Origin of the sequence: Nitrosospira multiformis (genome assembly GCF_900110185.1) — a bacterium.
Lineage (GTDB): Bacteria > Pseudomonadota > Gammaproteobacteria > Burkholderiales > Nitrosomonadaceae > Nitrosospira > Nitrosospira multiformis_A.
In genome coordinates this window covers 20,849-35,196 of the sequence record NZ_FOCT01000001.1, presented here as the reverse complement: position 1 = coordinate 35,196, position 14,348 = coordinate 20,849, and the positions used below count along the sequence as shown (strand labels likewise).

The window sequence follows — 14,348 nt, the reverse complement described above, 5'->3', positions numbered from 1 at the left end:
TTACCTATATGACATCAGCAATCTTCTCCGCCTCCAGACGGAGTTTCGCATCATCCATATCCTCTTTATGCGCCTGCGCACGCGCTTTCAAGTCAAGTTCGCATGCCTTGTCCTGAAGCTGCTGCTCAGCCTCTCCCAATCTCTGCTGCAACTCACCAATCTGCCCTTGCGCCTCCTATATCATCCGCTGCACTTGCTGCTGCAAAGCCTGAAATTGGGATTATCGTCGATGCCCGCCACTTGCCTTAACTGATGGGCCAACTCATGCCGGTTCGGGACATTGGACAGCTCGAGCATTACCGGATAAAGTACGGCCTGGAACCGAGGGGGTGCGGCTTGTACGATTTGCGACATAGCTTGCAACTGCTGCGCCCGAAATGTCGGAGTAGCAGGAATATCCTCAAGCACAACTTTGACCATTGCAGAAGCAATGTCGTTGTGTAGCAACCCGTCATCCAACTGGCGATTGAAATAAACCACCTTTGGTTTATTACCTTGCTGGACTGTAATTTGCGCGGGTCTTCCAATCAGGTCCTCCTTGATCAACGCAAGAAGTTGCTGGCCAACAAGTCGGCGAGCATGACGAAAATTATCATTGGGCTCCGCCAACACGGTCGACCCCTGTTCCACCAGACTGTTGATCGCCACACCGCTGCTTGCTGAGGTATGCGCTCCCAGCATAGTGCGGTAGATTCCGCCCACTTCCTCGATCCTGCGCTTGCGTTCCTGCACGAGCTGAAACACTTGAGCGGCAAGCTGATGCTCACGTATTACCCTGAAGCCACTGGTATTCCTTCGCTGAGAGTTGAGGATGGTCATCGAGCGCAGACTGCTTATATTATTCGCAACCTCCTGATAAGAATTCTGGCTGAGATCGAGCGCATCATTGTCCACTTCGACTTTTACCGAATTGAGGACTTCGTAGAGAAGAATATCCAGATCGATAATCTGATCCTGCGGTCCCCGCATGTCACGAATCAATCCGTAAGGAGCTCGGCTCCTATCCTTGCGAAAGCACCAGAATGGAACATATGGAAAATCTGAATGAGGTAATGGACTCGGAACATCCATGAGTTTATGCGGCCCCAGCCAGATCGAGACCCGCATCCTGGTGAGAACCGATTTCTGGACCTGCACGAGACCTTGGGCAACCGCTGCCTGATGATATGGGTTATCCTCGCGGTATTCGATTATCTTTCCATCAGGCAATACTAGGACGTATGCATCCTCGAAATGCCGATACCATAACTCGGAGAGCCTGACCATCCCCGAGTTATGGTTCAGGTAATCTTCCTGGTTGCGATTCCATGCTTGCTCGATTTCATACGCTCTCGCCAAGCCATTGTCATAACCTTCATATACGTCCGTCCCGTTCCACCCCTTCCAACTATTTGCAATGATTTCCGCTCGGTCAGGGAACATAAGTGCAGCCTGAAGCCGGTCTATCCACTTATCGCGTCGCAGATATCGTGCATCGGACAAATCCGGCTCCCTTGAACTCCAGTCCCAATAAATTTCGTTACGGTGCACCTCGCGGACACGATATGGATATTTGAGCGCATCAAATTCCCGGGATATTTCTACCCACCCAATGCCCGCCCGAATCATGCTGGAATACGCGTCTGACATGGCCCGGTCAGCGCGTGACTCGGTCTCGGCCTCCTTGATTTTTGCGGAAAGACCTTCTGCAATCTCTGCCTGACTCTCATCATCCGCCGTCACCCTGTAATCCGTTCGGCTACGCGCTTCCAACCCCAATACTGCGTTGATTGTCGGTTTGATCAGATTGGAATCCTGAGGCGGGATACCGGCCATCTTCAGTCGTCCGATCACCTCCGAACTGGTCTGCGCGCCGTCGTAATAATCACAGTCCGTGTCCGAGTCCGACCGCCACTTCGGTTGATCCCGAATATCGCGGCATATTTTGTCATAAGCCTCAATTGAAATATCTGCCGTAACACCTGCCTCAGTCATGCTCGCCAACCTTTCATATTAATACCTCGTGCACTCGCAGCCGGTTTATCCTCCTCGATTGCCACGGCAAAATAGCGAAAGGCATCGGCTGCATGGCTATGATAATCATGTAAGGGTCTTGCGCTGAATTGACCGGAATCAGGATCGACATCAAATCGATAATGCCTCAGGCTCTGCAGGCCTTCTGCACAATTCAGCTCATCAAAATAGCAACGTGGAAAGATCGTTCTCGCCGCGTTGATACCATCATGAATGGAGAGATTTGGCACGATTCTTACTTTTCGCCCCGCCGCAAGCATAATTTCCTCCACGCTGCGCCCGGTTGCCAACGTTCGCGCTCTGGCATCGTGCGGCAACCAGTCTGTACCATACATATACCCTTTGTTTTGCAGCACTCCGATATAATGCTGAATTGGCATCTGGCTATTACTGTAGTAATCGATCAATCTGAGTTCGTTGCCAACAGTCTGCGCAAACCAGATGCTGGTGTTGTCAGCCCAACCAAGATCAAAGAAGGTGTGTACCGGCTTCGCCTCATCATATGGCACGCTTCGTATCCTTCCTTCTTCCTGTGCCAATCGAAGCTCCTTCGCATAAACCGCTCCCTCCAGCATTACCCTACAATTCCCTTCCCATACGTTCTGGTAAGCATCCGGATCACGCGCTTTCAGTTCATCCTTCTCCCGTCTCAGTATCTCTGGAAACCATGGGTTGTCATTCCAATTGATTTTTACTACGACAGCGCCAGCAGGGGGATTGACTACAAATCGCTGATGAGTCTCGTCAGTATTGAGCTCAGGGTTGTAAGTCACCCAGATTTCCGACCCCTCTTTACGAATAGTCGGAACAAGCGTATCCCAACTTGTCTTGCTCACTGTCTGGGCTTCTTCCACCCAGACTCTATCCACACCCTCAAACGACTTGATCCTGGTTACGTTGCTATGCAGACCGGCAAAGATGAACTCCGAACCGTTTATTCCCCGTATAACGTTATTTTGCACCTCGTAAAATGAGTTTAAGCCGATGGCCTCTATCTGTGCTTTTAATAAATGATGCACGGATTCGACGATAGAATTCTGAAACTCTCTTGCGCACAAGATGCGCAATGGGGTTGCAGCCGCCTGAATCAATAATGCCCTGGCAACGCCCCAGCTTTTTGCACCCCCTCTTCCCCCGTATAAGATCTTGTAGCGTGCCGGCTCAAACAAAAACCTGAGCTTTATCGGAAATTCAGCTCTATGGGGAGTCATAGCACTTGAGCCGCCATTTACGACGATACATTTGGCTCATTGCCTCTATCCTCCGGAGCAACAAAAGCTATCGCAATGTTATGCACGGATTTCCTAGCATCGCCGCCCTCGTTGGTAACAGGTAATCTGTCGCCATATTTCCTTGGTGCAAGCCGTGCGGCATACCATTTGCGTGCGTCGATACGCAATTGCGCACGCGCAATAACCTCCCGGTTTATGACCTCCCGTCCCTTTTCATCCACATACGTATCTCTCGATCCCTCGTCCGAAATTTCGATGATTTCCTCCGCATAGGCATCCACGCAAAGCTCCTTGGCGCGTTGATATTGGCGCATGAGTTCTTCGTCACTCGCCAGCCAGTTCCATAAAACCCGCTGACTGATCCCGGCCTCCACGCACATCGCACGAGCCGATTTTCCAAGTGAAATGCCAGCAAAGATCGCGTCAAGTACCTCACGCCTCTTTATGGCTCGACTGCTCTTTTTCAGACTCGCAGGCTCTACGCTTACTGCACCCTTTTCTGCTTCCTCGCTGGATACTTCACCCTCAAATTTACACATGTCCGGTTTTATCAGAGCTTCCCTTTCCATTTCCTTTTACATGCTCCTCATACCCTTCTTGCATCCTCTCAATGCGGCAAGTAATTTGACCTCACATGCCGATCTTTCTTCTATTTCCGTACGCAGCGCTCTATTGATCGTCAGGGGGTCGTCCTTGATTGACACGCGATCAACCGCGTAGGCCGATTTGCACTCGGGGGGACTGTCAACGAGACAAGGGACAGCAACGGGTTTCTCGATCACCTGAGTCTGAATCACCGGCTTTCCCGCGCAACCGGCCAATAAGGTCGCAAAAACCAGCGCCAGGTAGGCTGATAGGCAGCGATTGAATCGCGGGGAGGCGCTACGGGAATACGCGAGATTGGATCTAATCGGTCTGATGGCGGCTCTGCACATACTCTATCTGCTCTCTCGTGACTGCCTCATATTGATGTTCGGCTGCTACTGCTGGAAGGGCACGGGTTTTCTTTGCGAGACTGGTGTGCTTTGCCGCAACAGCCGCCGCATGACGCATTGCCTCAGTTGCATTCTTCTCTCTCTCAGCCGCCACTTCTGTCAGCGTACTCATCGCTGTCCTCACCGATCGGATATCCAATGCGCACTTTTCGCTTGCCGCCGACAATATTGCATTCTGCGAATTCAAGCGCTGCAGCTGCGATGCAGATCGCCAATCACTGACAAAGTATCCACCGGTAAAAGCAAGCGCTGCAAAAATGGCAGTCAGGATTACCGTAATCCTTGGTCTGATTGCCTCAATTACTGGTTGGATAGCGCCAATCACTGGTTTGAGTGACGTAATCATTTTCTGGTAAACATTTGTATAATTGCCTCGAAAAACCCGCGAGAAGCGGACATAAAAAAACCCGCTCCAGGCGGGTTGACTGTTACTGCAAAGACCGGATATGGGCTTAGAATTAACTGAAAATGTGAACAAGCTGATCCTAGGTCCTCCTTTGTCTCGCATTCGCTCTGATCTGAGTTGCAAGGATCGAGGTAATGAACAAGACGCAGGGGGATGTTTATTGAAGCACCGAGCCTATCGCACTGCTTCAGCTTCGTCTTCTGACATCAATAAATGAAGCTGTAAGGCCAATAGGCAGGCACGACATATCGATCATACCGGTTCAATTATTTCCTGACCCCGTAGCCAGGGTACAGTTTCTTGCAAACATTTTTATCTTCTGCCAAAGTTTTATTACCCCTGCTGCTACAAGTAAAAAAACAGCTTACTTGCCGATTTTTCTTATTTAATACTGTGCGTGGATAATATTAGGCTTCGACGGATAACAAAAAACCCGCTTAAAAAGCGGGCAATAAAAAACCCGCACGAGGCGGGCGATGTACAAGCACTACAACGAGTTTTTAGTTTTGTGATCGTGCACGACAATCCACAATATGGATGCGTATTATACACCGTTACAGGCCATTGTCAAGCTATTTGTTGCTACCAGCTTGACCTTAAGAGAAAGGGATTTTCCCCCTGAATTATACAACAGCAAAATTGATTTTTCTCCTGCCGGTGTTATAAATTAGAGGTCATTGAGTCCACTAAACACCCTCCTCTCTCCTGCTTCCAAAGCCTTATCCATACTTTTAAACGAAATTCTGTGATAAAAAAACTCCTAACGCTTCTTATACTTGGTCTGCCATATTCAAACGCTACAGCACAAGAGTGGGGATCGGGGGAAATGGGTGTGCCAGAAGGCATTGTTCCGATAGCCGGATCCACAGCGGAAGGGGCGCCAAGTATCCCTGGCAACTCTTTTTACCCGTCCTTTTATCCCTCGATGATGCTGAACCAGCAGGTGCCAATAAAAGGTGCTCGTGATCATGACACCCGGTCCAACACGTATCCGTTTGCGAGACCGTTCCTTGTGCTGCCTGTTCCGCCCTTTGTTAATACGATGCCCGGATTCTATTCCCCCGGGAATTATATGCCCCGCGGGACAGAGCTTCACAGATTCAACGGGTACGTGGTTTGTAATCCTCCGAATCTGAACGGAGAAACAACCGCAGAAATATCAGCGGGAACTACCGCTCAACGTTGGATCAAGATCACCTCGACCCGATCCCCTACGGCACCCACCTATCCAGGACCGTGCCCTATCTACACGATAAATGGCGAGCTTCCACAGCAGAAAAGCCGCAACACAATCTTGCCTTCTAGTAGAACACCCCCGGGCAACACTAGATAGTGTAGTCACGAGACCTTGAGCCATTTGATCTGAATGGCAGCAAGAAATGAGGCGCTGTTTTCAGAATTCCAAGCGCTTTGCGTCTGGCTGCCGGGGTTACCATTTTTTTGTTGCAATCTCCTTTAAACCCTCGAAGCCAGCATCTGTTCAGCAACAATCTTCTTCAGCTTCGCGTTCTCCGACTCCAGATCCTTTAACCTGCGCGCATCCGATACCGTTATGCCTCCAAACTTCGAGCACCACCGGAAAAATGTCTGCTCGGTAATATTGTGCTTGCGGCATACATCACGGATAACCACCCCATCCGCTTCACCTTCCCTCAATATCCCAATAATCTGCTCTTCACTAAATCGCTTCTTCATATACGCCCCCATGTCAAAATTAACATGAAGATTCACTCAGCAGGGTCGCTACAAAATTCTTACCAATTATTGGGTTGTCCCGTCTATGATTGGCTTGATTGAGAACATGCCTAAGAAAACTTTTCGAGTATGAATGACTTAGTTAAGCCGAACACCCTCTCCCGCCGCAGGGTGCAATTAGGAAACAGGTTCACCATCTCGTTGTATGTGAGCAGCCTAATTGACTTGATATGGTCATCGATCACGTTCTGATCTGGCTTGTACGTCCATCCCCAGACACTACCTAAACGCGCCACCTTTCGGAAAACAGAGAACGGTAGCCAATGAATGAAAGGCGCTATCAAGTGTGGCTCTACTGGAAACCACTTGTTGGGTGTCTGGCAATAAACCGATTTCCCCACTCGCAGCATTTCTTTAGCAAACTTTTGCTGCGCGGCGATGCCACCAACGTGTTCGATAACAGAATTTGAAAAGACGAGATCAAATGATGCGTCTTTAAATGGAAGATTAGTGCCATCACCCTCAATAAATTCCCAAGGGAAATGATCAGGTAGGTTCTGAGGACGTTTATTAAGAATCGTTATTTTTGCAGTAGGCTTGAGTTCACTCCATGGGAATGTCCCTCCACCCACATCTAGAATATGCGCTTTAGGGTCGAAAAGAATCGGAAACCGCTTCCTGATATCCTCAGCCCTCGTCTGCCTAAAGCGGCTCATAAAGAAAATCATGACGGTATGATACATATCAAGGTTATTCACGTTCATCCTCTCTGGTATTGACGACCAAGAAATTAGCAATAAAGGTCAGGCCAAATTCGGTTTAAACTAATAAATTATAGTACCTGTAGTGGTCGGACTTCATCTGACAGTTACCCGATTTGAGGATTTGAGAGATGCACGTATCAGATCGATTCAACTGTTCAGTAATGTGATTCTATCGTGCCAGACCTCCTTTCCGTCAATTAATGTTTGCATGGATGCTCGGCCGCAACACATCTTGCCCTGATGGGTACGGTCATGATTGTAGCTGTGCAGCCAGTCAGGATACGGATTAGTCCCATGCCCGTTCTGCAAAGAAAGGTAAGACCTTGTCATTGAGCAGATCGGCGCCAGTAATGAGCGTCTTGGTCATATAGAGTTTGGCTGCGGCCCACCTGGAGTAGGTATCGACGAATGTTTGCTGATAGATTCGCCCCACGCCTTTGATCGTGCCGACATAGAAGGTGTCCTGCCCCCCAGAGCAGTATGTTTCTGCTGACCCACTATCGCCACCACCGGCTGATGATCGAGCTTGGCATCATATAAACCGTTGAGCAGGTGGATGGCTCCTGGGCCCGAGGTGGCCAGACAAACGCCCACTTCCCGCGTGAACTTGGCGTGTGCGCACGCCATGAACGCCGACATCTCTTCATGCCTGATCTGGATAAATTCGAGCTTATCTGAAGCTCGATTGATTGCCCCCATAATGCCGTTGATGCCGTCGCCAGGAAGGCCGAAGATACGTTTTACCCCCCATTCGGACAAACGCCGAACTAGGAAATCGCTGACCGTTTCTTTCATGATCGAACTCTGTTGGGAATATTATTGCTCCCAAACATCGCATAAATGTGCATGAAACATTGTGCGGTAGCTCACGGTAGCAACATAAACCCGGACTTTTGTCAGCATTTTCCCCTGCTATCTGGATTGGAGTGCCAAATGCTATTGCAGGGTTGTCATACAGACCCCACCCTTATCACATCGGGATCATCCGCAAACTCCAATAGCAGGCGCCGTACACGTTCCTGCCATGCCTGGGCAAACGCCTCGCGCTGCAGGTCGTTGGCATGACCCTCCAGGATGGCCATCAACCGCTCTCCCTGAGCGGGATCTGCCGGCACCGACGAGACGTTGAGATGCACCGCTACGCTTGCACCCGTATCGAGGCGTTTGAAGGTAATCGCCTCCCCTTCCCGTTGCTCCGCGAAAGTGAGCAAACCCTGGCGTCGGAATTGTCCGCGAATGCCATGAAAACCGTTGCTGGAAGCAGCGCCTGTGAGCAAAGTCAGTACTTGCGCCATGACACCCGTCACCCCTTCGTGCTCTGGCGCCGGCATATACACGGCAATATTACCGCGTTCCGCGGGCTCATCAGGGTACAGAGCGGTCAATGCTGCACGCCCCACCAGGAACGCGCCCGCAACTGTAGGGCAGGAATGTCCGGCGAGGCGTACGGCATCAACATAACGGTATTCCAGCACGCCGTCGCGCGCCGCCCCGAGCATGGCAGCAAATGGATCGCGGGTGCGTATGACAAGCGCTTTTTCATAGAAATCGGGAAAATGCATACGTCTCCTTTTGACTTTTGACTTTTGACTAACAGGTTTTCTGGAAAAACGTGAGCGGTCTGCACAGGCTATACATCCGCATTGGTAATGCATGAATGCGATTGCAACTGTGGAAAAGCGATTCGTTCCTCGTAACGCACGTGCGAACCAAGAAGCTCGCCGAACCGGCGTAACCGGTCTATCGGAGTGAGCTCGCAGGTATTGCACGCCAGCCTCCGCAACTCTTCGTGTTCTGCGCGGATTCTTGCTGCCACTTCTGCAGCGAACGCGCTTCCCACAGTTTCCAGCAGCCGTTCCTCCATCTCGAAATGCCGGACTAGAAGCGTAGCCCAATGGCTCTCGATATCCCGGATAGCTGCGGATAATACGGTGGGGTCGCCGGTACTGGCTGCACGTCGCGCATCCCGGGCCATTACCAGTGAAGTTTGGTGTTCACGGGATAACGAGAGCAATGCGCCGATCCGAGGCATTTCAAGAGTGATAATGAAGTTGACTACGATAAACAGGGTTAAAGTTCATTGTCGCATTGTCTTCAACGCCACCGCCCATTTATGAAGTTCGTTGAGCAAGGATGTACCCGAACTCATATGGTGGTCGTTCGGAACGAAGTTTTCGACATCATCCAGATGTGCCGCCACATTCTGGATCGCAACCGCCTCCATCATGGGCATCATTTTCAGTGTCGTAAGAGTAAGTTTTTCAACCAGCGCCGCGCGCATGCCACCTGAGACTCCACCGTAGCTTACCAATGCCGCAGGCTTATAATTCCATTCCTTGTAAACATAGTTGAGCGCATTCAGGAGAGAAGGCGGGGCGCCGAAATTATATTCCGGCGTCACAAATACATAGGCATCTGCCGCATTCACGCTCGCCGCCCACTTCTTCGTATGCTCATGCTGGTAGTGCTGACGGACCGGATGTTCGGGTTCATCATATACCGGCAGATTGAATTCCTCCAGATCGACCAGCACCGCCTCAAATTTTCCGTGCTGTACGGCAAATTCATGAAACCATCTGGCAACGGAGGGTCCCACCCGGCCAGGCCGGGTACTGCAGATAATGATGTGAAGTCTAAGAGTCATGTTTTTCCTCTCATTCATTGTGATAGCTAAAAGCGAAGGAACGAATTCCTGCTATCCGCTCCCGCCCGATCCTGCATCATTTGACACGTGCAGGAATGTGCGATTGGACCGAATCATCCCTGCCCGACTGAAAATAGCTGTCGTTTCGCCGGAACAGCAAGCTTGGACTAATGAGTTATTTGCCCGAAGCGACCACTGTTGAAATCATTCATGGCCTGGATAATTTCCTGCTGGCTGTTCATCACGAATGGGCCATGACCGACAATGGGCTCGTCAATGGGTTCGCCGCTTAGCAGCAGTACTACAGCGTCATTGTTGGCTTCAATCGAGAGGCCTCGACCCGCCCGATCCAACACCACCATCTGCGCCTCACGAGCAACTGTTTCGTCATTCACGAGCACGGTCCCATGCAGAACAATCACTGCCACGTTCCATCCTTCAGGAAGTGTCAATTCGCTCATCCCCCCCTGTTTCAGCCGCATGTCCCAGACGTGCATTGGCGTGAAGGTGCTGGCTGGACCCGCATGACTAGCATACTCGCCTGCAATCACGCGAACCGTTCCCGCCTCGCCAGGGAGCGCTACCCTTGGAATATCACGGTCGAGGATGGCTTGATAGCGGGGTGCAGTCATTTTGTCCCTGGCTGGCAGATTCACCCACAACTGTACCATTTCCAGTACGCCGCCGGATTCAGTGAATGTTGGGGAGTGGAACTCCTCGTGCAGGATACCGCCGCCCGCTGTCATCCATTGCACATCACCTGGACCGATAGTTCCACCTTGTCCGGTCGAGTCGCGGTGCGCCACCTCGCCTTTGTAAACAATAGTAACCGTCTCAAAACCACGATGGGGATGCTTACCCACACCACGAGGCGTGTCAGCAGGTGAAAAATCGGCTGGCCCTGCATAATCGAGCAACAGGAAAGGACTGAGTTGCTTGCCGTGACTTTGGTACGAGAACATGGAACGCACAGGGAAACCATCTCCCACCCAATGGGGACGAGGTGCATTGTAGATACCGAGAATTCTTTTCATGTCGAACTCCTGATTAATAGAATGTAGTAAAAGTATAGATTCGAAACCAGTAAGTGTGTAGACTGCTAAAATAGCTATCAGAGTCCTATTTTTAGGACGATAGGGCATTGCAGTGCAAGATTTGAATGATCTTTACTACTACGTCCAGGCAGTCGATCATGGTGGCTTTGCCCAGGCAGGCCGAGCGCTGGGAATGCCGAAATCAAAGCTCAGCCGTCGCATCGCAACGTTGGAAGAGCGGCTAGGGGTGCGCCTGATCCAACGTTCGTCACGTCGCTTTACGGTTACAGAAGTCGGGCAAACCTATTACGAGCACTGCAAAGCGATGCTCGTGGAAGCAGAGGCCGCTCAGGAAGCAATAGAGGCAATGCAGGCGGAACCTCGGGGTGTCGTCCGTCTAACATGTCCCGTGGCGCTGCTGCATGTGAATGTCGGGGTAATGCTGGGCGACTTTATGGTGCGTTATCCACATATCACGCTCCATCTCGAGGCCACCAATCGGCGTGTGGATCTGCTGAGCGAAGCAGTGGATGTAGCCATTCGCGTGCGACCGCCCCCCTTACAGGATAGTGATCTGGTCATGCGTGTCCTGGCTGATCGGGGACAGTGTCTGGTGGGGAGTCAGGCGCTTGTACGGCACTTCGGTTTTCCTCGCACACCCGGCGAGTTGAGCAACTGGCCTAGCCTCGGACTGGGAACGCCTCAACAAATCCATAAATGGGTACTGCATGCCCCGGATGGCGCTCAGGCAACACTTCATCACACGCCGCGTTTAATCACCACCGACATGATTACCTTAAGAAATGCCGCATTGGCCGGTGTGGGAATCGTACAGCTGCCTGTGCTGATGGTACGTGATCATTTGGCGGCAGGTTCGCTGGTCAGGCTCGTACCTGATTGGACTCCTCACCGGGAAATTGTCCACGCTGTATTTCCATCTCGGCGCGGCCTTCTGCCATCGGTGCGAACGCTCATTGATTTTCTCGCAGAGCGTTTTCGCTTACTGCATGAGGATTGAGTACATGTTCGGGGAAAGGGTTTTCCCCGCCGAAAGTCGCAACGCTGCGCCTCGCGCATGGAACTGCTGCCGTTCCCTTGGCGCCGTCAGAGCAACCTCCTCTATTTATCTATCACAAGCCCCGGCTCACTCTTTCGCATAGAAGCGCAGAAGCGGCAGAAATTTCCACCCATACAAAAAACTACCTCATCCTCAATTTTAGCTATAGAATTGAATTGCAAGCTCACATTTACAAGATGTTTTATAGCTGATTCGTAACTCTCTAACATTAATAATACAAGGAGCGATAGATGAAAAAGCTTGTTCTGACAGCCACTCTCCTGTTAACCATGCCCGCCTAGGCGGGGTTGAACGGCACTCAGGTCACTCTTCGAACAGTCGTACAGGATACACATCCAGTTCCCCGGTCATCACCTCTCTTGAAAAGACGGTGACGATTGGACCGGGAATCGAATATCCCCACGTGGCAAACCTCTTCAATGCGGGAGCAGCAACAGAAGCTCGGCCTGGATTCGTGCCAATCTTGTTGATGTTGCTATCGATATCGCCAACGACTACATTACCATCGACTTTGCCAATTCAGCCCCTTTCAAACATTTTGGCTCCGGATTTCAAAATGCGTATGCTTTTCAGTTTGATCCCGACATCGCAAGAAGCATTACCGCAGCAAAAATTGACAACAGCGTGACAACATTGGGGCTGCAGTCATCCGACGTGCGTCTGGTGGGGAATGAACTGCTTATTAATGCCGAGAACCTTCAGTTCAATCCTTCCACTTTTGCCCGCGTGAATCTTGCCGTTGAAGAAGGGCCAGTGTCCCCTGTTCCCGAACCCGCTACCTACGCCATGATGCTCGCCGGGCTTACATTGATCGGGATCGGGACAAGAAGGAGCCGTCGCGGCCTATCCTGATTAAGAAGCACCTCCCCTCAGTGGAGGTACCCTCACTGAAAATATACATCCTGCTGGCTGATTGAATTTATCGGCCAGCAAAGGGTCAGCGAATGCCGGATTTTCCCGGGGCCAGGATACCGTTCGGGTCCAGCGCCTTCTTTAGCGTCTTGTGGACTTGACGTTGTACCGGTCCATATGTTTCCGCCACCTTATCCATAAACGCCGTATTGACGCGGTAGATTCCATACCCCTGCGCAGAAAAGATTGTCAGCAGCTCATCGAAACACTGGTATGCAGCCTTGACCTGACCCGGATCGGTCTTGTCATAGAGCACGTCTACGATATGATGCATATCGCGCATTCCGACGATGAATTCCCCGGAATAATCCAGGCCATACTTGGCAAGGATTTCCTTGGTCAACGCCATCTGTTTCAGTGTCTCGCTTCCCCTTGCTTGAGACACCGGCGCAAACCACATGGAGCCGCCGCCCCCACGCCAGTTGTACAATGAGAACTCCTGAAGTGTCATGTCGCCGCGCATGAGGGCTGCACGATATTTAAAGGCAGGATCGTCGCCCACCTCCCGCTCGGTCAGAATCTTCGCTTTGCCGGATTTACCGAATGCCTGCGTCACGATTTTCCAGTTGAGGTCGATCTGTTCCTGTGTACCATACAATGCTGCATACACATTCCAGATCCCCAAGTGATGATCCTTCGCGAGCTTGCGCACTGCCGCATCCGGAATAGACCCCGGACCAGTCACATAGTCACTGCGGCGAGCTTTGACGGGGGCTTCATATAATGCGTGGGCAATGACAACCGCATTTGGGATCACCCCGCTGATGCGCAGCGGACGAATGATTTCCACGATCTCCACGATATCTTCCTCATTCTCGTACTGAATGACGAAGGGCTTGAAAGCAGGTGGGGCGGGCATAAGCCAGAAGCCGAACTTGGTGACGATACCATAATTGGATTGAGTGAAAATCCCGTCCAGATAGGGTCCGTATCCCCACTTGAACACTTGCCAGGTATTGGAATTCGGCATCGACCCCATTCCGGTGCGCAGCACTTCGCCATTTGCCAGGACCACCTCCATACCGCAGGCAAACAGGAAATGTTCTCCGTAGGGGGTATAGCCGACTCCACGATCAAGCGTATTGCCAACCGGTCCTGCAATTGCGGAAGGAGCGGGCATGGATAACCACAGTCCCAATTTGTGCTCGGCGATATAGTCATAGAGCTGCTTGTAAGTCACCCCCGGCTCAACCAGGGCATAGGCCAGATCTTTATCGACTTCCAATATGCGGTTCATTCGCTTGAGGTCGAGGACAACCTGTCCGCGTTCAACGGGTGCCGCCGAACCGTAGCCCAGATTTTTTCCAGTGGAAATGGTCCAGATGGGAACCTTATACCGATTACATATCCCGACAATTTTCTGAATCTCCTCCACCGTCGTCGCCATCAACGCGGCGGATGGAGCGTGGTCCAAATCAGGCACGGGCATCATCGTTTTGATGTAAGGGGCAAGCTGCTGTGCGCTGGTAAACACGGCTGCGTCGCCGAGTACACTGCGAAAATCCGCTATGGCAGAATCGAAAGTCTTTTCGGATATTCCTTTCGGCAATGCAATGTATTTATTTGACATTTTGA

14 protein-coding genes and 3 pseudogenes are annotated in these 14,348 nt (G+C 51.2%); 2 read left to right on the top strand and 15 right to left on the bottom strand.

The features are described from left to right. Positions 1 to 4: 4 nt before the first annotated feature. From BMY01_RS17655 to BMY01_RS00110, 14 genes and pseudogenes are all read right to left on the bottom strand, one after another. Complete coding sequence (locus BMY01_RS17655; protein WP_175463175.1) at positions 5 to 151, bottom strand: hypothetical protein; 147 nt, start codon at positions 149 to 151, stop codon at positions 5 to 7. A 29-nt stretch (positions 152 to 180) separates the two neighbouring features. Further along, entirely contained in the window at positions 181 to 1,974 is a 1,794-nt protein-coding gene (locus BMY01_RS00170) for a portal protein (RefSeq protein ID WP_074743598.1), read from the bottom strand. Then, a complete protein-coding gene (locus BMY01_RS00165; protein ID WP_074743597.1) occupies positions 1,971 to 3,224 on the bottom strand; it encodes a PBSX family phage terminase large subunit in 1,254 nt (417 codons plus the stop codon). Before BMY01_RS00165 ends, BMY01_RS00170 begins: the two co-directional genes overlap by 4 nt. A gap of 17 nt (positions 3,225 to 3,241) precedes the next feature. Then, positions 3,242 to 3,814 (bottom strand): terminase small subunit-like protein, encoded by a 573-nt coding sequence (locus BMY01_RS00160; RefSeq protein ID WP_074743596.1) that lies wholly within the window; start codon positions 3,812 to 3,814, stop codon positions 3,242 to 3,244. A gap of 6 nt (positions 3,815 to 3,820) precedes the next feature. Continuing rightward, on the bottom strand, positions 3,821 to 4,180 hold the full coding sequence (locus BMY01_RS17200; protein WP_139176613.1) for a hypothetical protein: 360 nt from the start codon (positions 4,178 to 4,180) through the stop codon (positions 3,821 to 3,823). Next, a complete protein-coding gene (locus tag BMY01_RS00150) occupies positions 4,152 to 4,586 on the bottom strand; it encodes a hypothetical protein (protein ID WP_074743594.1) in 435 nt (144 codons plus the stop codon). The genes BMY01_RS17200 and BMY01_RS00150 overlap by 29 nt, the downstream gene beginning before the upstream one ends. A gap of 1,533 nt (positions 4,587 to 6,119) precedes the next feature. After that, positions 6,120 to 6,341: pseudogene (locus BMY01_RS00145) on the bottom strand (transposase); the annotation flags it as partial. A gap of 110 nt (positions 6,342 to 6,451) precedes the next feature. Further along, a complete protein-coding gene (locus tag BMY01_RS00140; protein WP_074743592.1) occupies positions 6,452 to 7,105 on the bottom strand; it encodes a class I SAM-dependent methyltransferase in 654 nt (217 codons plus the stop codon). A 147-nt stretch (positions 7,106 to 7,252) separates the two neighbouring features. After that, a pseudogene (locus BMY01_RS18180) lies at positions 7,253 to 7,601 on the bottom strand (IS481 family transposase); the annotation flags it as partial. A 32-nt stretch (positions 7,602 to 7,633) separates the two neighbouring features. After that, positions 7,634 to 7,900, bottom strand: a pseudogene (locus BMY01_RS18935) (thiamine pyrophosphate-binding protein); the annotation flags it as partial. A 155-nt stretch (positions 7,901 to 8,055) separates the two neighbouring features. Then, a complete protein-coding gene (locus BMY01_RS00125) occupies positions 8,056 to 8,667 on the bottom strand; it encodes a hypothetical protein (RefSeq protein WP_074743590.1) in 612 nt (203 codons plus the stop codon). Positions 8,668 to 8,735: 68 nt separating this feature from the next. Next, entirely contained in the window at positions 8,736 to 9,137 is a 402-nt protein-coding gene (locus BMY01_RS00120) for a hemerythrin domain-containing protein (RefSeq protein ID WP_074743589.1), read from the bottom strand. A gap of 45 nt (positions 9,138 to 9,182) precedes the next feature. Further along, entirely contained in the window at positions 9,183 to 9,749 is a 567-nt protein-coding gene (locus tag BMY01_RS00115) for an NADPH-dependent FMN reductase (RefSeq protein WP_074743588.1), read from the bottom strand. 167 nt (positions 9,750 to 9,916) lie between these two features. Next, positions 9,917 to 10,783, bottom strand: a complete 867-nt coding sequence (locus BMY01_RS00110) for a pirin family protein (protein WP_074743587.1) — start codon at positions 10,781 to 10,783, stop codon at positions 9,917 to 9,919. Between the two features lie 112 nt (positions 10,784 to 10,895). Here BMY01_RS00110 and BMY01_RS00105 point away from each other — a divergent pair, with 112 nt between their 5' ends. Beyond that, entirely contained in the window at positions 10,896 to 11,801 is a 906-nt protein-coding gene (locus BMY01_RS00105) for a LysR family transcriptional regulator (RefSeq protein ID WP_074743586.1), read from the top strand. A 684-nt stretch (positions 11,802 to 12,485) separates the two neighbouring features. After that, the gene (locus tag BMY01_RS18175; RefSeq protein ID WP_074743584.1) at positions 12,486 to 12,713 is read left to right on the top strand and encodes a PEPxxWA-CTERM sorting domain-containing protein; all 228 of its coding nucleotides are present in this window, start codon (positions 12,486 to 12,488) and stop codon (positions 12,711 to 12,713) included. Positions 12,714 to 12,798: 85 nt separating this feature from the next. Here BMY01_RS18175 and BMY01_RS00090 read toward each other — a convergent pair whose 3' ends face one another. Then, positions 12,799 to 14,343, bottom strand: a complete 1,545-nt coding sequence (locus BMY01_RS00090; RefSeq protein ID WP_074743583.1) for an FAD-binding oxidoreductase — start codon at positions 14,341 to 14,343, stop codon at positions 12,799 to 12,801. Positions 14,344 to 14,348: the final 5 nt, after the last annotated feature.